This is a genomic window from Mesonia phycicola (genome assembly GCF_900141885.1).
In the GTDB taxonomy this organism is placed as follows: Bacteria; Bacteroidota; Bacteroidia; order Flavobacteriales; family Flavobacteriaceae; genus Mesonia; species Mesonia phycicola.
On record NZ_FQYY01000006.1, the window covers coordinates 165,188 to 184,200 of the forward strand.

The following is a 19,013-nucleotide window of genomic DNA, read 5'->3' on the forward strand; positions in this document are numbered from 1 at the left end:
ATTATTTAAACTTCAATAGCAATTCCGTCTGCAGAGATGTTATTTTCTTCATCTAAATAAAAATCAATTCTACCTAAGTTTACACCTGCCCAACCAGTTTGATTAACAAGAACTTTTTTACCTATCATATTTTCTACAATAGTTGGTTTTTCTAAAAAAGTGTGGGTGTGGCCACCAATAATTAAATCTATATCTTTAGTTTGTTCTGCTAATTTTAGGTCTGATATTTTATTGTGTTTATAGCTGTACCCTAAATGAGAAAGACAGATAACCAAATCGCATTTTTCTTCTTGCTTTAGTTTTTTTGTCATTTCTTGAGCAATTTCAACAGGATTTAAATATTTGGTCTCTTTGTAATTTTTTTTACTAACCAATCCGTCTAATTCAATTCCCAGTCCAAAAACGCCAATCTTTACACCATCTTTTGTAAATATTTGGTAATCTTTTACTTTTCCATCGAGTACAGTATTGGTAAAGTTGTAATTAGAGCTAATAAAACTAAAGTTTGCGTGAGGTAATTGAGCGTTAAGACCATCGATACCATTATCAAAATCGTGATTACCTAAAGTAGCAGCGTCATATTTAAGTTTACTCATAAGCTTAAACTCAAGTTCACCACCATAAAAATTAAAAAAAGGAGTACCTTGAAAAATATCTCCAGCATCTAAAAGAAGCGTATTTGGGTTTTCTTTTCTAATACTTTCGATAAGTGTATATCTTCTAGAAACGCCACCTAAGTTAGGGTATTTTGCGTCATCTACCGGAAAAGGCTGTATGTGGCTATGCACATCATTAGTGTGTAAAATAGTAATGTGTTTTCTAGCTGTTTTAAAAGAAGAAGAAAGTAAGCCTAAGCCTCCAATTCCTGTTAAAATTCCGGCTGCTGTTGTATTTTGTATAAAGGTTTTTCTTTTCATCTTACTTTTCTAACTTTATAAAACGTTGATCTCTAACTGGAGCTATAGTGTCTTTCTTTTTAAAATAATCTATAAAAAGATTTCTTAGTTTATAGTTCATATTAATTACAGTATCTGTTTTTGCTAAAAAGTCCATATGATCACCACCTAATTGTAAGTAATCGTTAGTAGCAACATAATAAGTCAGGTTGGTATCAATAGGTTTTTTTTGAATCAAAGATTTTTGAATGCTTCCGTCTGCATTGAGTATAAGTTGAGCACCAGCTAAAGGGTGTGCCGTTTGGTTTTTTGCTAAGTATTGAAAAAGCTCTTGCATAGTTTTACCACTTAGTTTAACTACCACTGCTTCATTTTCAAAAGGCATAATATTGTAGGCTGTTTTAGTGGTGACATCTCCTTTATTAATACTAGCTCTAATACCTCCATAATTTAACAAAACCACATCTAAGCTGTCATTCATTCTTGAAACAAAAATAGGAGTAAGCATTTCCATCACAGCATCTGCTTCCATATTACCTATTGCAGTGTTATATTTGGCATCACTTTTAGAGAGAGATTTGGGAGCATAAGCTAGCGTTGTACTCATTTCTTTGTTAATGTGCTCTGCGTAGGGAGCTATAAATTGATCTAACTCTGCATTAGAAGAAATAGTATCTGTTACTTGAATTTCTTCTCCTTCAATTTTAGCAACCGCTAAGGCTTGGTCTTTACAAGAATAGAATATACTAACAGCAAAAATGCAGCTAGCTTTTAAAAATAGTTTCATAAGAAATAATTGATATGCGAATATAAAAAGAGAATATGTAATCTTTTTACTAAAACATAAAAAGCTAACGTAAATATATTATGCAATTATTGTAGTAAGTGATGTAACTTTTTGTCAAATTTGTAGTCTTATTGACTAAAATAACTAAATTAATGAAAAAAGTAATGTATGCTGTTGCTATGGTAGCGGCCTTAGTAGGTTGTAAATCAACGCAACAAGAAGCTAATAAAGATTTAGTAGTAGCTAAATTAGATTTAGTAAATGTTCAAGACGATAAAGTAATGGTAAGTGTAGATCCGGGTAAATTTATCACCCCAGAAACTACATTTTATATTCCTAAAACTGTGCCAGGTACTTATTCTACAGATAATTACGGGAAATTTATAGAAGGTTTAAAAGCATTAGATTACGATGGTAATGAGTTATCTGTTACTAAATTAGATGATAACTCTTGGAAAATTAGCAATGCAATAGCATTAGATAAAGTTACCTATTGGGTAAATGATACTTATGATATAGATGGGGAAGAGGGTGTTTTCTCTCCAGCAGGAACTAATATAGCTGCTGGTGAAAACTTTATGCTGAATTTACATGGTTTTGTAGGTTATTTTGAAGGATTGTCTGAAAAGCCATACCAATTACTAATTAATCATCCTAAAAACTTAAATGCAGGGACATCTCTAACAAAAATAGAGGTAGAGACAGAAGAAGGTGTAGATTATGTAACAGATCAGTTTAATGTAGATCGTTATTTTCAAGTAACCGATCATCCAATTATGTATTCTGTACCAGATACTACAAGTTTTGTAATGCAAGGCATGAAGGTGAAATTAGATGTTTACTCTCCAAATAAAATGGTGTCTGTACAAGATGTTGCTCCTAAATTAAAAGAAATGATGCAGGCGCAAAAAAGCTTTTTAGGAGATTTTGATAATACAGGAACCTATGCGGTTTTATTATACTTGTCAGATATTAATAAACCAGATGCTCAAGGTTTTGGTGCATTAGAGCATCACACTTCTACCACCGTGGTGTTGCCAGAATCTATGGGAATAGAGCGTTTAAATGAAACGATGAAAGATGTAGTTTCTCACGAGTTTTTTCATATAATTACTCCGTTAAGTGTACATTCTAACGAAGTTCACTACTTTAATTATAACGACCCAGAAATGTCTCAACACCTTTGGATGTACGAGGGAGTTACAGAATATTTTGCAAACTTATTTCAAGTAAACCAAAAATTAATTGATCACCAGTCTTTTTATGATCGTATGGCAGAGAAAATAGCTTCTTCAAAATCTTTTGATGATACTATGCCGTTTACAGTGATGAGTGAAAATATTTTAGATGAAAAATATGAAAGCAGCTACTATAATGTATATCAAAAAGGAGCTTTAATAGGTATGTCTTTAGATATTCGTTTGCGTGAATTAAGTAATGGAGAAATGGGTATTTTAGACTTAATGAAGAAATTAAGTAACAAATACGGGAAAAATAAACCATTTAACGATGAAGATTTAATACCTGCAATTGTAGAGTTAACTTATCCAGAAATTCAATCATTTTTTAATGATTACGTAAGCGGAACTACGCCAATACCGTACAACACTTTCTTTGAAAAAGTTGGAGTAGCAGAAATGCAAACAGAAGTAGAGACAGGAATGTTTTTAAAAGGTCAAGAACCATATATAGATGGTAACCCTCAAACTAAAGAATTATTTTTTAGAGAAGGTATTGTGTTTAATTCATTTTTAAAAGAATTAGGAGTAAAACCTAAAGACACTATAATCTCTATGAACGGAACAGCATATACCATAGAAAATGTATATGGTTTAATTATGACTTCTCAGGCGTTAAAAGAAGGAGATAAAGTTACTATAGAAGTAGAAAGAGATGGAAAGAAAATAAATTTAGAAGCAAACTACAAAACCCCAATGGGTTCACAAACTGCATTACAAGAAATGGAGTTATCTAGTGATGATAAACGCGTAAAGCTTAGAAAAGCTTGGTTAGGTAATTAAACTAGATAGTAATAAAGTATAAATTTTTAAAGCTGTCTTTAATAGGCAGCTTTTTTTTGTATGTATAAGCTTTAAAAATGATGTAAAGTAAAGATTAAATTTCTATTATAAATCTTACATTTGCGGGGCTGTTATCAAAAAAATAAATGTTTCAGAAATTAAAAATTAAATCAGCAGAAAAAGTAGTTGAAAATTGTATACTTCAACACCAACCTAAAGCAGTAAAATCTATTCAAAAAATGGGAGTCATTTTAGATGGATCATTGTTAGAATTAGGTTTGAAATTAGCTTTGTTAGAAAAAGAACTAGCTGCAATTACAAAAAAATATCAACTTATTATTTTTTCTGAAACCGAAATAGAAAATTACCTCACCTACAATAAAAAAGATTTAAGCTGGAGAGGTAAGTTTAAACCAATGACAGAAGCTGCTAACTTTCAGCAAGAAAAGTTTGATGTATTAATAAATTATTTCAATTTAGAAAAACCAGAATTATCTATTTTGGGAGCTTGTGCTTCATCAAACATGAAAATAGGTTTTTCTCCCTCGGTAAAAAAAGGTTTAAATGATTTGTCTATTAAAGTAGACCCTTTAAAAGTTGAAGTTTTTATTAAAGAATTAAAGAAATATTTAGCAATTATAAACCAATAATAAATTAACCAACAATAAAATGAAAAAGTTTTTAGGTACTGGAGTAGCGTTAATTACCCCTTTTAAAGATGATCGCTCTGTAGATGTAGAAGCTCTAAGAAGTCTTGTACGTTTTCAAAAAGAAAATGGAATAAATTACCTAGTAGTTTTAGGTACTACTGGAGAATATGCAACACTAACTAATGAAGAAAAACAATTAGTAAAGAAAACTATTGTTGAAGAAAATAATGGCGCATTACCTCTAGTTTTAGGTATTGGTGGCAATAATACGCAAGCAGTAGCAGATGCTGTACAAAATGAAAATCTAGAAGGTTTTGATGCAATTCTTTCTGTTTCACCATATTATGTAAAGCCTACACAAGAAGGTATTTACCAGCACTTTAAAAAAGTGTCACAATCCTCTCCGTTACCAGTCATTCTATATAACGTACCAGGTAGAACAAGTTCTAACATGTTACCAGAGACAGTTGCAAGAATAGCTAAAGACTGTGATAATGTAATAGGAATTAAAGAAGCAGCTGGAGATATAGTGCAGGCTATGAAAATGATAGACCAAACACCAGATGATTTTTTAGTAATTTCTGGAGATGATATGATTACTTTACCAATGGTATTAGCCGGAGGTGCAGGAGTAATATCTGTAATAGCGCAAGGTTTTCCTAAAGAATTTGCTCAAATGGTACAGCACGGTTTAAGTAGAAATGTAGACGAAGCTTATAAAATTCATTACCAAATAGCTCCTTCTATAGATTTAATTTTTGAAGAAGGAAACCCAGCAGGAATCAAATCTGTAACCAAAAAACTAGAGATAACACAAGATTTTGTTAGATTACCACTAATAGAAGCAAGTAAAGAATTAAGCTCAAAATTAAGCGAGTTTGTAGATCAAAATAAATAAGGTCTAGTACAATAAACGCAGCTGTTTTGGGTTTTAATTAAATTTTTATAATCCATAATATTAAAGTACTTTTGCAAGATGTTTTTAAAAATGCGTAATATAACCTTTATTCTTCTAACCGTTTTAACTTTAGGTGCTTGTAGTGAGTATCAAAAAGTTTTAAAAGAAGACGATGTCAAAGCAAAATATGCTATGGCAGACAGTCTTTATAATCAGGGGATTAGAGAGGGTAAGAATAGTAAGTTAAAAAAATCACTTCGTTTGTTAGATCAAATAGTGCCACAATACCGAGGGAAACCTCAAGGAGAACGTTTGGCATATATCTATTCTAACACATATTACGAGTTAGGTGGTTTTTTTGATGCAGGTTACCAATTTGAGCGTTTTACAAAAGCATACCCTAGAAGTGAAAAAGTAGAAGAAGCTTATTATAAGAGTGCTAAAAGTTATTATGAAGTTTCTCCAAGATTTAGTTTAGATCAAACAGAAACTTATAAAGCAATAGATAAATTTCAAGAATATATCTCTAAATATCCAGATGGAGAATTTATTGGCGATGCTAACGAGTATATGGCTAATTTAAGAGATAAATTAGATGAAAAATCTTATGAGATAGCTAAACAATATCATCATACAGAAGATTATAAAGCAGCTATTGCAGCATTAAATAATTTTATAGAAGATAACCCAGGATCTAAATATTTAGAGAAAGCATACTTTTATAAATTTGACTCAGCTTATACTTTGGCTATTAGAAGTTACCAGCAATTAGTGCCAGAAAGACTAAAAGTAGCAAAAGAATATTTTGAAGATTATATAAGATATTATCCTGAAGGTGAATTTGCTCAACAAGCAAAAGAATATTCAGCAGATATAGAACAAAGACAACAAATAAATAACACTAATTCATAAACTATGGATTTAAAGAAGACAGATGCTCCTGTAAACACAACTACTATAGATAAAAACTTAGTAGATGCGCCTACAGATAATATCTATGAAGCAATTTCAATTATTTCTAAAAGAGCAACTCAAATTAATACAGAAATTAAAAAAGAGTTGTTAGAGAAATTAGATGAGTTTGCCACTTATACTGATAGCTTAGATGAAATCTTTGAAAACAAAGAGCAGATAGAAGTTTCTAAGTTTTATGAAAGACTACCTAAGCCACAATCTTTGGCAGTACAAGAGTGGTTAGAAGATAAAATTTACTTTAGAGACACAAAAAGTAACTTAGAGTAAAAAAATATGGCTGTTTTGAGCGGTAAAAAAGTTTTACTTGGTGTAACAGCAGGTATTGCTGCTTATAAAACCGCTTATATAGTTAGGCTTTTTATTAAAGCCGGAGCAGAGGTAAGAGTAGTAATGACTCCTGAATCTAAAGAGTTTGTTACTCCTCTTACCCTTTCTACTTTATCTAAAAATGAAGTATATTCTTCATTTACTAATGAAGAAGGAGAAAGTTGGAATAATCATGTAGAATTGGGGCTTTGGGCAGATTTTATGCTAATTGCACCAGCAACAGCCAACACACTTTCTAAAATGGCAAATGGGCATAGTGATAATTTATTACTAGCTACTTACCTTTCTGCCAAATGTCCTGTTTATTTTGCACCTGCAATGGATTTAGATATGTATAAGCATCCATCTACCAAAGCAAGTTTAAATAAATTAAGTGACTTTCAAAACAAAATGATACCCGTTGGTTCTGGAGAATTAGCAAGTGGTTTACAGGGAGAAGGTAGAATGGCAGAGCCAGAAGAAATCTTAATCTTTATAGAAAACGATCTTAAAAGTCAATTACCACTTTACGGAAAAAAAATACTAATCACCGCAGGTCCAACATACGAAGCTATAGATCCCGTACGTTACATAGGTAATCATTCTAGCGGTAAAATGGGGTATGCTATTGCAGAGCAAGCAGCAAGCTTAGGGGCAGAGGTTATTTTAGTTAGTGGTCCGTCATCATTAACTATTACCAACAGTTCAGTGCAACTAGTTAAAGTTACAAGTGCACAAGAAATGTATGTTGCCGCACATCAATATTTTACAGATGTAGATGTAGCAATTGCAGCAGCAGCGGTTGCAGATTATAGACCAAAGCATGTGGCAAGTCAAAAAATTAAAAAAGCATCTGCTGTATTAACTATTGAATTAGAGAAAACCAAAGATATTTTGCTTTCTTTAGGAGAAGTGAAAAAGCACCAGATACTAATCGGGTTTGCTTTAGAAACAGAAAATGAAGAAGCAAATGCAAAAGGTAAATTAGCGCGTAAAAACTTAGACTTTATTGTTTTAAACTCTTTAAATGATAAAGGTGCAGGTTTTAAACAAAGCACCAATAAAATAAAAATTATTTACGCTAATAAGATAAAAGAATTTGAGTTGAAACCTAAAGAAGAGGTGGCAAAAGACATTTTAAATGAAGTGATTTACTATGATAAAGATTAAGCTTACTTTTTTGTTATTATTTATTTCTTTAGCAAGTTTTGCTCAAGAATTTAACTCTGTAGTTACTGTAAACACTAATCAGACAGGTAAATCTAATCTTTCTATTTTTAAAACCTTACAAAAATCAATTCAAGATTTAGTAAATCAAAACACTTGGACAGATAATGACTTAGAAGATTTTGAAAAAATAACTTGTAACTTTTTTATAAATGTTACCGAGTATGATTCAGATAATTTTACGGCAACAATTCAAGTACAAGCATCAAGACCGGTTTATGGTTCAAACATCTCTACCCCAATATTTAATTATAAGGATGATCAATTTAATTTTTCATATACAGAATTTCAACCTTTAAATTATAACCCAAATACCTATTCTTCTAATTTAGTTTCTACCATTAGTTTTTATATATATACTATCTTAGGCATAGATGCAGATACTTTTTCTCCTATGGGAGGTACAGCTCATTTTCAAGAAGCTAATTTAATTGTAAATACCGCACAACAAAGTGGTAGACAAGGTTGGCAATCTTCAGATGGTAATCAATCTAGATTTCGTTTAAATTCAGATTTACTTTCTAATAATTTTACAAAATTTAGACAAGTGCTGTATGTTTATCATAGAGAAGGTTTAGATACGATGCACAAAGATGTAGACGCATCTAAAAATAAAATTATAGAATCTATAGATTTACTCAAACAAGTAAATAGCTCTAGGCCAAATTCACTTTTATTGCGTACTTTTTTTGACGCTAAAGCAGATGAAATTACTAATATATTTAATGGCGGTCCTAAAATAGACTTAACTCAAGTATTAAATGATTTACGACGTATAGCTCCATTTTATAACAACAAATGGGGTTCTATTAAAAATTAATTTTCTTCTCCTTGTTATAAGCAAAAATTCCCTCGTATATTTACTTAAAAAATAAACTAGAGAATTGTTAACATCACTTTCTATAAAGAATTTTGCATTAATTGAAGACGCGCATCTTCAGTTACAAGACCAGTTTACCATTATTACAGGAGAAACTGGAGCAGGAAAATCTATACTTTTAGGTGCTTTGTCACTTTTATTAGGTAAAAGGGCAGATTTAAGCGCAATAAGAAATCCAGAAAAAAAATGTGTAATTGAAGGAGTTTTTCAAATAGAAGCCTACGATTTACAATCTATTTTTGAAAAAAATGATTTAGATTATGAGTCGCAAACTATTATTAGAAGAGAGATTTTACCTTCTGGTAAGTCTAGAGCTTTTATAAATGATACGCCTGCAACTCTTCAAAAGCTCGGGGTTTTGGGTAATTTGTTGGTAGATATTCATAGTCAGCATGAAACATTATCTATAGGGGAGTCAGATTATCAATTTCAAGTAATAGATGCGCTTGCAGATAACAAACAGCTACTTCAAAATTATAGAACTTCTTATAAAGCATATCAGCAATTAATTCAGCAGCTTAATAATTTAAAAGAAAATCAAAGAGAAGCGGCAGCTACTTATGATTACAATTTATTTTTATTAAATGAATTAAAAGAAATAAACTTAAAAGAAGGTATGCAGGAAGAGTTAGAAACTCAATACCAAGAATTAAGTAACGTAGAAGAATTAAAAGAAAATTTATCTGCTGCAGCACACCATTTACAGCAAGAAGAATTAGGTGCAGTAAGTATTTTGCAAGAAGTTAAAAATAGACTTTTAGCATTAGAGAATTATGGAGAGCAATATCAATCTTTGTCAGAGCGTATTCAAAGTGTTTTAATAGAGATAGAAGATATGACTATTGAAATTGAGCGTTTAGAAAATAGGGTAGAAGCAGATCCAGAAACCTTAATGTATGTAAATGAGAAGCTTCAGCAATTATATAGCGTTCAAAAAAAGCATCATTTAGATAGTGTAGAAGATTTGTTACAGCTTCAAAACAGTTTGCAAGAAAAAGTAGCAACCTCAGATAATGCAGAAGAAGAAATAGAAGCTTTAAATTTAAAAATAGAAGAATCTAAAACTAAAACGCAGAAATTAGCTACACAATTATTTGATAAGCGTAAAAAAGTAATTCCAGGTTTTGTTAAATCTGCAGAAAAGATCTTGACGCAGGTAGGTATGCCAGATGCTAAGATTAAAGTAGAATTAAATAACACTAATAACTTTTATACCACAGGATCAGACGAAATAAAATGGAAACTCGCAGCCAATAAAGGAGGTAGTTTTAATGATATTAAAAAAGCAGCTTCTGGGGGAGAGTTATCTAGAATTACCTTAGCTATTAAAAGTATTTTGGCTAGGTATAGCAAATTACCTACTATTATTTTTGATGAAATAGATACGGGGGTGTCTGGAGATATTGCTCAAAAAATGGCAGTTATTATGAGTGCTATGGGAGAAGATATGCAAGTAATTTCTATAACACATTTACCGCAAATTGCAGCAAAAGGAAATCATCACTTTAAAGTATTTAAAGCAGCAGAAAATAATATAACAAAAACCAATATCTTACAGTTAAATAAAGAGCAACGTGTACAAGAATTAGCAGAAATGCTAGGCGGTAAAGAAAAATCGGCATCAGCAATTGCACACGCAAAAGAATTACTTAACTAACAGATGTTTTATTATATTTACCGCTTCAAAAGACAATTAAAATAGAAACCATGTCATATAATTTATTAAAAGGAAAAAGAGGAATTATTTTTGGGGCTTTAGATGAAAATTCAATAGCTTGGAAAACAGCAGAGAAAGTTCATGAACAAGGAGGTAAATTTGTATTGACCAACGCTCCTGTTGCCATGCGTATGGGAGCTATTAAAGAATTAGCAGAAAAAACAGGTGCAGAAATTATACCCGCAGATGCTACAAATATTGAAGATTTAGAAAACTTAATAGAAAAAGCTACCGAAATTTTAGGGGGTAAATTAGATTTTGTACTTCACTCTATAGGTATGTCTGTAAATGTAAGAAAAGGGAAACGTTATACAGATCAAAATTACGATTGGACAGCAAAAGGTTGGGATGTTTCTGCAGTATCTTTTCATAAAACAATGCAAACTTTATACAAAAAAGATGCAATGAATGAATGGGGAAGTATTGTAGCGCTTACTTATATGGCTGCACAACGTGTTTTTCCAGATTATAATGATATGGCAGATAATAAAGCATACTTAGAATCTATAGCACGTAGTTTTGGTTATTTCTTCGGAACAGAGAAAAAAGTAAGAGTAAATACAATATCTCAATCTCCAACACCAACTACTGCAGGACAAGGAGTAAAAGGTTTTGACGGTTTTATTAAATATGCAGATGAAATGTCAGCATTAGGTAATGCAACAGCAGATGAATGTGCAGATTATACCTTAACCTTATTTTCAGATTTAACTAAAAAAGTAACTCTTCAAAACTTATTTCATGATGGAGGTTTCTCTAACATGGGAGTAAGTCAAAAAGTAATGAGTAGATTTATTGAAGAGTAAAATCTAATATACATTTATGTATGATATTTAAAAATCGCCTTTGGGCGATTTTTTTGTTTTATGTTAAAGTTTGTTTTATGTTAAAGTTTGTTTTATGTTAAAGTTTGTTTTTTTATTATAGTTTGTGTTATTTGTTATGTTAATTGTTGATATATTTAATTGGAATTTAACTATAATTACGTTGATATGAATAAAATTACTTTTTTGGTTTTTATACTTATTTCATCTATAAGTATAAGTCAAGTATTAGACGAAGATTTTGAGGGAACAATGGGGGCAAATGGATTGCCAACAGGATGGACGGAGACTGGTTTATCAACAGATGGAATTTGGTCTGTCGGAGATGCTACATCAGCATCTTCTCTTTTTTTTAGTTACTCAGCACATACAAATTTTGCATATACAAATGATGATGATTGTAATTGTGATAAGTCTGCAGATAGGTTAATTACACCTGCACTAGATTTATCGACACTTACTACAGTAGAATTGACATATTCTTTGTATTTTCCTAATTCAGAGACAGTCACTATAGAAGTTAGTACAGATAGTGGAGTTACTTGGACCACAGAATCTACTTTAACAAGTAATTCGGGTTGGTTAAATAATGAAACTTTAGATTTAACAACCTATGCAGGGCAAAGTAATGTATTAATTTCTTTTCTATATAATGACAATGGAGATTGGGCATATGGATTAGGAATTGATGATGTTATGGTTGATGAGTTACCAACTTGTGTAAGTCCATCCAGTTTATCTGCAACCAATGTTTCTGCAACAGGAGCAGATTTATCTTGGACAGAAAATGGAACCGCTACTTCTTGGAATATTGAAGTGGTTACAGCAGGAACATCACCCACTGGAGTTGCTACAACTACTGGTGTAACTAATCCATATACAGTTAGTGGGTTGAGCTCGGCTACTGATTATGAATTCTATGTTCAATCAGATTGTGGTAATGGAGATTTAAGTAGTTGGTCTGGTCCATTTTCATTTACTACCCCTTGTGCCATTTTTACAACTCCATTTTTAGAAGATTTTAATGGTACTACTTCTGTTCCAAATTGTTGGGAAGAAGCAGGTAGTGGCACACCTACAACAGGTCCTAGTTCTCTTGGTTCAGGAAACTGGAACTTTGGTGATTACTTAAATGATAGTAGTAATACTATTTCAGCAAAAATTAATTTATGGTATACAGGTAAAGAAGAATGGCTTATTTCTCCAGAAATAGATATAACATCTGGAAGTTTTAACTTAGAATATAAAGTTGCAGAAACAGATTATGACGATTCTGTAGCTAATGAAGATGGTGGTATGGCAACTACAGATGATGAGGTTCAAGTTTTAATTACTACAGATGGAGGAGCCACTTGGCAAAACATTACAACTTATAATGCTTCTAACGTAGCTGCATTAGCAGGTCAGCAAGAATCATTTAGTTTAGCAGCTTATACAGGTACAATACAAATAGCTTTTTGGGCTTCAGAAGGTACAGTAGATGATACAGCTGATTATGACTTTTTTATAGAAGATGTAGCAATTGTGGCAGCACCAACGTGTGATGACCCTACAAATATTGTAGTTTCTAATATAACAGAAACTACAGCAGAAATTAATTGGACAGAGAACGGCAGTGCAACAGAATGGGAGATACTTTATGGCGTTACAGGGTTTGATCCAACAACAGCGGGAACATTAGTAATGGATAACGATGGTACCTTAGGAGAAACTTTAAGCGGTTTGACAGAAGGGCAAGATTACGATGTTTACGTAAGATCTGTTTGTTCGTCTTTAAATAGTGGTTGGGTAGGACCAGTAATGTTTACTACATTATGTCCGGAAGTAACATCTATCTCAGTTACTAATATAACAGGAACAACAGCAGAAATTAATTGGACAGAGAACGGTAGTGCGACAGAATGGGAAATACTTTATGGCGTTACAGGGTTTGATCCTACAACAGCGGGAACATTAGTAATGGATAACGATGGTACCTTAGGAGAAACTTTAAGTGGTTTAACATATGAAGAAGATTACGATGTTTATGTAAGATCAATCTGTTCTTCTGTAGATAGTGATTGGACGGGGCCAGAAATGTTTACAACAGGAACATTAAATGTTTCATCAGAAATACTTAGTGATGTTAAATTATATCCTAATCCAACTAGAAATATACTAAACTTTACAGCAGATATTAAAGTTGAGAAAATATCAATCTATAGTATTTTAGGAAATAAAGTGTTTACACTAAATCCAAAAGATTTAAATGTAAGTATGAATTTAGAGAGCTTACAATCTGGAGTATATTTAGTAAAAGTGCAAAAAGAAAATGCAGTTAAAACCTTTAAAATTATTAAAGAGTAAAAAGTAAGAAACTTTTATAGTGACAAAGAAAGCCTAGCATTGCTAGGCTTTCTTTGTTTTAATATTTTGAATTTATTAAATTATTTATTAGAGAATTTAAGTAATGGTGTAGTTATTTCAACAAGAAATAAAATCGTAAAATCTAATCGAAATTAATGATTAAACAAACTGAAGTTATATAAAAGCTTACATAGATGACAAAGAATTAATAATGTGAAGTTGATTAATAGTTAAATGATCTTTTTAGCTATTTGTGATATATTTTCAATAAAGTATCAATTTACATCGTTTTTTTTAAACATTTAATCGATTAACTTGCTTTTTGTTGAATTTATTGTTTTTTGTTAACATTTTATTGTTATTTTAACCAATAGTTTAACTTAAATTTCACACATGAAAAAAATTACTCCACTATTTTTCTTTGCTCTTTTAATAAGCTGGCAAGGATATTCACAAACTGGGTGTAGCTCGATATTAGCTCCATTTACAGAAAATTTTGATTCAGGAGCCATTCCTAATTGTTGGTCGCAAAACTCTAGCAATGATTGGGAGTTTGATGGTACTATTAGTTGGAATACGTCACAATGTACTGCATCTCCATCAGATCATACAACAGGTGCTGGTGAATTTGCAGCGGTAGATATGACAAATATCGCTCCAGCAGAAACTATTACTTTAGAACTACCTTTGATAGATGTAAGTGCACTTACAGTTCCTGAATTAAGTTTTTATATGTTTATGTGTACACAGGGGTATTCGCCAGGCAATGAATTACACGTTGAAGCTTATGACGGCACAACTTGGAATCAAGTAGGATTAGTAAATACAGGAAGTGCGAGTTGGGAGAATCATACCTTTATGTTACTAAATTATGTTGTAGGTAATACAGTACAATTAAGATTAAGAGCCCAAGAGGTTACTACTACATCAGGGTTTTCGTTTTATGGTGATATAGCGATTGATGATTTAACAATTGCAGAAGCTCCTACATGTATTAAACCTACAGGTATCTCTAATACTTCGGTTACAGCAACTACTGCAGATTTTTCTTGGACAGCTCCAGCCATTGTGCCTTCTAGTGGTTACGAATGGGCTGTAATGGCTTCAGGTTCTACCCTAGATATTTCTACAGCTATTAGTACAGGAACGTCTTTAACAACTAGTGCAACTGCAGGATCTCTAACACAAGTTACAAACTACGATTTTTACGTACGTTCGGATTGTGGAGGTACAGATCAAAGTGTTTGGGAAGGTCCTTTTGCATTTTCAACAGGTTGTCTTTCTCAATTAACAGGAACATATAATATTGGTGCTACAGGTGATTATGCAACTATTTCAGCAGCAATTGCAGACCTAAATACTTGTGGTATTTCTTCTGCGGTTACTTTTAATTTAATGAGTGGTTCAGGACCGTATAATGAACAATTAGTTTTAAATGAAGTAACTGGTGCTAGTGCAACTAATACGATAACTTTTAATGGTAATGGAGAAACTGTAACTTCTACTACAGATTCATCAAATAGAAATTTATTTTTACTAGATGGAGCAGATTATGTGACTCTTAATAATTTCAATTTTGTAACTCAAGATGTAGATTATAATTTTGTTATTCAACTTACTAATGGAGCTAATTTTAATAGTATAACAAACAATACTATAGATTTAACTTCTGCAATAGCAGATTCAGGTTCAGATAATGCTGGTATTGTTGTTTCAGGAAGTCTAACTAGTGCTGTTACTGATGGAAACAGTGGTAACGTTACTATTACTGGAAACGCAATAATTGGTGGATACTACGGAATCAGTATTAGTGGAGAATCTACTGGAAGTGCTATGAATAATACGATATCTAATAATGTGATTCAAGATTTTTATTATTACGGGATATACAATAACGATGTAGAAAACACAACTATTAGTGGTAATGATATTCATAGAGAAAATAGAGCAAATGTAAGTTCATTTTATGCATTGTACTTTACAGGAAACGGCGGCGGAAATATTATTGATGCTAATATGATTCATGATGCGTTTACTAGTGAGCCTACTGCAACTAGTACAGCATACACTATTTATCATACTTTAACAGATGCCGCTGCAGGAAATGCCAATGTGGTATCTAATAATATTATATATAATATTAATGGTGTAGGAGGAACTAATTATGGAATATATAATAGCGGAAGTGACGGAGTGCATTATTACCATAACACCATTTCGCTAGATTTTCAAGGAGCAACTTCAGGTACTACTAGAGGTTTTTACCAGACAGGTTCAGCATCAGATATTGAATTTATTAACAATATTATTTCTATTACAAGAGGTGGTACAGGTACTAAGTATTGTTTATATTTTAATACAGCAGCATCTAGTATTATTAGTAATAATAATGTGTTATATATAAATGCTTCTGCTGGAACAAATCATTTAGGTTATTTAGGAAGTGCTCAAACTACCTTGTTGGATTGGCAAACGGCAACTAGTGGTGATGCAAATTCCTTAGATGCAGATCCAATATTCGGAGGAGCATCTACGGGGCAATTATCTCCTAATAATGGGGCAATAGATAATTTAGGAACACCATTAACAGTCGTAACTCTAGATATTAATGGAGTAACTAGAAGTTCAACAACACCAGATGTAGGAGCGTTTGAGTTTACTCCACCGTCTTGTACTCAGCCTTCAGGTATTGCAGTTAATAATATCACTGCAACAAATGCTGATATTATATGGACAGAAAATAATACCCCAGCTGCTACAGAATGGGAGATTGAATATGGATTGTCTGGATATACTCAAGGCTCTACTGCTGCAATAGCTACTATTGTTGATAATGACGGTATTTTGGGAGAAACTCTAACAGGCTTATCAGGTACAACTGATTATGATGTGTATGTTAAAACAAACTGTTCTACAACTAGCTCTAGTGCTTGGTCAGGTCCATATACATTTACAACTGCTTGTGCAGCATTTGTTGCACCATTTTTTGAAAATGTAGAAACTCATATTGCTACCACTACTTTTAATGATTCACAATGTTGGTATACTATTCAAAGTTCATATGGTTGGGATATTAGTGATGATGATACACCATCTAGCGGAACAGGGCCAAACCAAGCGTATAGTGGTACGAATTTCTTCTTTACAGAAGGATCTAGTGGTAGTAGTGGAGACGTAGCAGAATTATATAGTCCATTTATAGATATTAGTGCATTATCTTCTCCTGCATTAGAATTTTATTACCATATGTTTAATGGTAGTACAGTTGGAGATATGGGAGAATTACACGTAGATGTATATGATGGTAGTGTTTGGAATAATAATGTTATGACACCATTAGTTGGTGGTCAACAAACAGCTCAAGCAGATGCTTGGTTCTTAGCAACTGTAGATTTATCTTCTTATACAGGAACGATTCAAGTACGTTTTAGAGCAATTAGAGGTAATGATTATGAAAGTGATATCTCAATAGATGATGTTGATATTTTCGATTATAGTTGTGTAGCTCCAACAAATATAACCTCTTCAAACATTACGACAACAACTGCAGATTTCTCTTGGACAGCATCTCTAGATGAAACTAATGGTTATGAATATATAATCATGTTAGATGGAGATATTCCTGGAGTAGATACACCAGTTACAACTGGTACTTTAGGTACAGGTGCCACATCGATTTCAGTTTCTGGTTTGTCGCCAGGGGTAGATTATGATTTTTACATCCGCACCATATGTTCTTTAGATGGATCATGGTCAATGATTGATTTTACTACTGCATTGCCACCTTGTGATTTGCCTACGGCAATTACAAATACTGGATTTACCTTGACAACAGCAGATTTTTCTTGGACAGCTTCTGCAGATGAAATGAATGGATATATATGGTATGTTATGACAGATGGAGACGATCCGTTAGTAGATACTCCAGTGACTAACGGTACAGTAGCTACAGGTGTAACAACTGTGCAAGTTACAGGGTTAACACCAGGAACATCTTATGACTTTTACATACAAACTGATTGTGGAGGAACCACAATAAGTGTAATGAGTGCTACATTAGATTTTATAACAGATGATTATCCGTGTACACCTCCATCAAGTGTTTTCAATAACGCTCTTACAGATGTTACCGCTAAATTTACGTGGCAAACTAATGGATTAGAAACAGGAGGTTATAGTTGGGTGTTAATGGCAGATGGAGATGATCCGTTAGTAGATATGCCTTTATTTAATGGAAGTGTAGCTACAGGAGTAACTTCCGTGATTATTTCAGGGTTAACGCCAATGACAAGTTACGATTTTTATGTTAAAACTTCTTGTAGTACAGATGATAGTGACTGGTCTGTTAAAGTTGATATAACTACGTTAGGTCCTCCTTGTGATGCTCCAACGGCGGTTACACTAGTGGATGTTCAAACTACTACAGCTGAATTTTCTTGGACAGCCTCTCTTGATGAAACTAATGGGTATGAGTGGTATGTAATGACAGATGGAGATGATCCTTTAGTAGATATGCCATTATTCAGTGGTAATGTAAGTACAGGAGTTACAACAGTTACTGTAACAGGTTTAGCAACAATGACATCTTATGATTTTTACGTTCAAACGGATTGTGGATCTAGTAACATGAGCGATTGGTCAGCAAAAGTAGAAGTAACTACATTAGCATCTTGTGATGCTCCAACAACAGTTACATTAGTAGATGTTCAAACTACTACAGCTGAATTCTCTTGGGCAGCATCTCCAGATGAAACCAATGGATATGAATGGTATGTAATGACAGACGGAGATGATCCTTTAGTAGATATGCCTTTATCTAGTGGTATTGTATCTTCAGGAGTAACTTCTGTTGTTGTAACAGGATTAACACAAACCACAAATTATGATTTCTATGTGAAAACTTATTGTGATGCTAATAATGAAAGCGATTGGTCAGCAAAAGTTGATTTTGTAACCGAAGATGATTTATCAGTTAATAATAATTTATTTAATAACTTTAAATATTATCCTAATCCAGTATCTCAAATGTTAACATTAAATGCTGGTGTTCAAATAAATGAAGTTTCTATTTATAATTTATTAGGTCAACAAGTATTGGTAGTAAAGCCTAATAGTTTGAAAACTAATCTTGATTTATCAAGATTACAAACAGGACCTTATATAGTAAAAGTTATTATAAATGAATCTTCTAAGATGTTTAAAATTATTAAAGAATAAAAAGTAAGAAACTTTTATAGTGATAAAAAAAGTCTAGCATTGCTAGGCTTTTTTTGTTTTATAATACTTGGCAAAAAAATGATTTAAGAATTTAAATTACATTATGTGAATTTTAAAAAAAAATGTAGTATTGTAAAACTTATCGTTAAAAGTTATTATTTATATCTAATTAGTAGCTTTTCTATTTATATCTTCAATTTATAAGTAACATAATATTAACACTTTACGTGTTATTTATCGTTAATCTGCAATTTTAACTGATTAAGTAC

General features: G+C 32.1%; 13 protein-coding genes. 11 read left to right on the plus strand and 2 right to left on the minus strand.

Annotation, left to right across the window (positions count from 1 at the left end; genetic code table 11):
• Nucleotides 1-5: 5 nt before the first annotated feature.
• Nucleotides 6-917: a bifunctional metallophosphatase/5'-nucleotidase gene (locus tag BUC03_RS10415; RefSeq protein ID WP_073151445.1), complete on the minus strand. Its 912-nt coding sequence runs from the start codon at nucleotides 915-917 to the stop codon at nucleotides 6-8.
• Nucleotide 918: 1 nt separating this feature from the next.
• Complete coding sequence (locus BUC03_RS10420; RefSeq protein ID WP_073151448.1) at nucleotides 919-1,683, minus strand: 5'-nucleotidase C-terminal domain-containing protein; 765 nt, start codon at nucleotides 1,681-1,683, stop codon at nucleotides 919-921.
• A 152-nt stretch (nucleotides 1,684-1,835) separates the two neighbouring features.
• Between BUC03_RS10420 and BUC03_RS10425 the strand changes: the two genes are divergently transcribed.
• The 11 genes from BUC03_RS10425 (at nucleotide 1,836) to BUC03_RS10475 (ending at nucleotide 18,744) form a co-directional block, all read left to right on the plus strand.
• Nucleotides 1,836-3,704, plus strand: a complete 1,869-nt coding sequence (locus tag BUC03_RS10425; RefSeq protein WP_073151451.1) for a M61 family metallopeptidase — start codon at nucleotides 1,836-1,838, stop codon at nucleotides 3,702-3,704.
• 146 nt (nucleotides 3,705-3,850) lie between these two features.
• Nucleotides 3,851-4,354, plus strand: coding sequence for a DUF6913 domain-containing protein (locus tag BUC03_RS10430; protein ID WP_073151453.1), 504 nt, complete (start codon nucleotides 3,851-3,853; stop codon nucleotides 4,352-4,354).
• Between the two features lie 19 nt (nucleotides 4,355-4,373).
• Entirely contained in the window at nucleotides 4,374-5,252 is an 879-nt protein-coding gene (dapA, locus tag BUC03_RS10435; RefSeq protein WP_073151457.1) for a 4-hydroxy-tetrahydrodipicolinate synthase, read from the plus strand.
• 90 nt (nucleotides 5,253-5,342) lie between these two features.
• Entirely contained in the window at nucleotides 5,343-6,164 is an 822-nt protein-coding gene (locus BUC03_RS10440; RefSeq protein WP_073151789.1) for an outer membrane protein assembly factor BamD, read from the plus strand.
• A 3-nt stretch (nucleotides 6,165-6,167) separates the two neighbouring features.
• Complete coding sequence (locus BUC03_RS10445; RefSeq protein ID WP_073151460.1) at nucleotides 6,168-6,494, plus strand: DNA-directed RNA polymerase subunit omega; 327 nt, start codon at nucleotides 6,168-6,170, stop codon at nucleotides 6,492-6,494.
• A 6-nt stretch (nucleotides 6,495-6,500) separates the two neighbouring features.
• Nucleotides 6,501-7,703, plus strand: a complete 1,203-nt coding sequence (coaBC, locus tag BUC03_RS10450; protein ID WP_073151463.1) for a bifunctional phosphopantothenoylcysteine decarboxylase/phosphopantothenate--cysteine ligase CoaBC — start codon at nucleotides 6,501-6,503, stop codon at nucleotides 7,701-7,703.
• Nucleotides 7,690-8,580 carry a type IX secretion system protein PorD gene (gene porD, locus BUC03_RS10455; RefSeq protein WP_073151466.1) on the plus strand — a complete coding sequence of 297 codons (891 nt, stop codon included), beginning with the start codon at nucleotides 7,690-7,692 and terminating at the stop codon, nucleotides 8,578-8,580. Before coaBC ends, porD begins: the two co-directional genes overlap by 14 nt.
• A gap of 64 nt (nucleotides 8,581-8,644) precedes the next feature.
• Nucleotides 8,645-10,297: a DNA repair protein RecN gene (recN, locus tag BUC03_RS10460; RefSeq protein WP_073151469.1), complete on the plus strand. Its 1,653-nt coding sequence runs from the start codon at nucleotides 8,645-8,647 to the stop codon at nucleotides 10,295-10,297.
• A gap of 50 nt (nucleotides 10,298-10,347) precedes the next feature.
• Nucleotides 10,348-11,163: an enoyl-ACP reductase FabI gene (locus BUC03_RS10465; protein ID WP_073151472.1), complete on the plus strand. Its 816-nt coding sequence runs from the start codon at nucleotides 10,348-10,350 to the stop codon at nucleotides 11,161-11,163.
• Between the two features lie 186 nt (nucleotides 11,164-11,349).
• Nucleotides 11,350-13,527 carry a fibronectin type III domain-containing protein gene (locus BUC03_RS10470; protein ID WP_143159180.1) on the plus strand — a complete coding sequence of 726 codons (2,178 nt, stop codon included), beginning with the start codon at nucleotides 11,350-11,352 and terminating at the stop codon, nucleotides 13,525-13,527.
• Nucleotides 13,528-13,920: 393 nt separating this feature from the next.
• On the plus strand, nucleotides 13,921-18,744 hold the full coding sequence (locus BUC03_RS10475) for a fibronectin type III domain-containing protein (protein WP_073151477.1): 4,824 nt from the start codon (nucleotides 13,921-13,923) through the stop codon (nucleotides 18,742-18,744).
• Nucleotides 18,745-19,013 lie beyond the last annotated feature (269 nt).

Excerpts from the sequence above, each read along its gene's own strand:
- BUC03_RS10415 (WP_073151445.1), bottom strand. The coding sequence starts at position 917 with ATGAAAAGAAAAACCTTTATACAAAATACAACAGCAGCCGGAATTTTA.
- BUC03_RS10420 (WP_073151448.1), bottom strand. The coding sequence starts at position 1,683 with ATGAAACTATTTTTAAAAGCTAGCTGCATTTTTGCTGTTAGTATATTC.
- BUC03_RS10425 (WP_073151451.1), top strand. The coding sequence starts at position 1,836 with ATGAAAAAAGTAATGTATGCTGTTGCTATGGTAGCGGCCTTAGTAGGT.
- BUC03_RS10430 (WP_073151453.1), top strand. The coding sequence starts at position 3,851 with ATGTTTCAGAAATTAAAAATTAAATCAGCAGAAAAAGTAGTTGAAAAT.
- dapA (WP_073151457.1), top strand. The coding sequence starts at position 4,374 with ATGAAAAAGTTTTTAGGTACTGGAGTAGCGTTAATTACCCCTTTTAAA.
- BUC03_RS10440 (WP_073151789.1), top strand. The coding sequence starts at position 5,343 with ATGCGTAATATAACCTTTATTCTTCTAACCGTTTTAACTTTAGGTGCT.
- BUC03_RS10445 (WP_073151460.1), top strand. The coding sequence starts at position 6,168 with ATGGATTTAAAGAAGACAGATGCTCCTGTAAACACAACTACTATAGAT.
- coaBC (WP_073151463.1), top strand. The coding sequence starts at position 6,501 with ATGGCTGTTTTGAGCGGTAAAAAAGTTTTACTTGGTGTAACAGCAGGT.
- porD (WP_073151466.1), top strand. The coding sequence starts at position 7,690 with ATGATAAAGATTAAGCTTACTTTTTTGTTATTATTTATTTCTTTAGCA.
- BUC03_RS10465 (WP_073151472.1), top strand. The coding sequence starts at position 10,348 with ATGTCATATAATTTATTAAAAGGAAAAAGAGGAATTATTTTTGGGGCT.
- BUC03_RS10470 (WP_143159180.1), top strand. The coding sequence starts at position 11,350 with ATGAATAAAATTACTTTTTTGGTTTTTATACTTATTTCATCTATAAGT.
- BUC03_RS10475 (WP_073151477.1), top strand. The coding sequence starts at position 13,921 with ATGAAAAAAATTACTCCACTATTTTTCTTTGCTCTTTTAATAAGCTGG.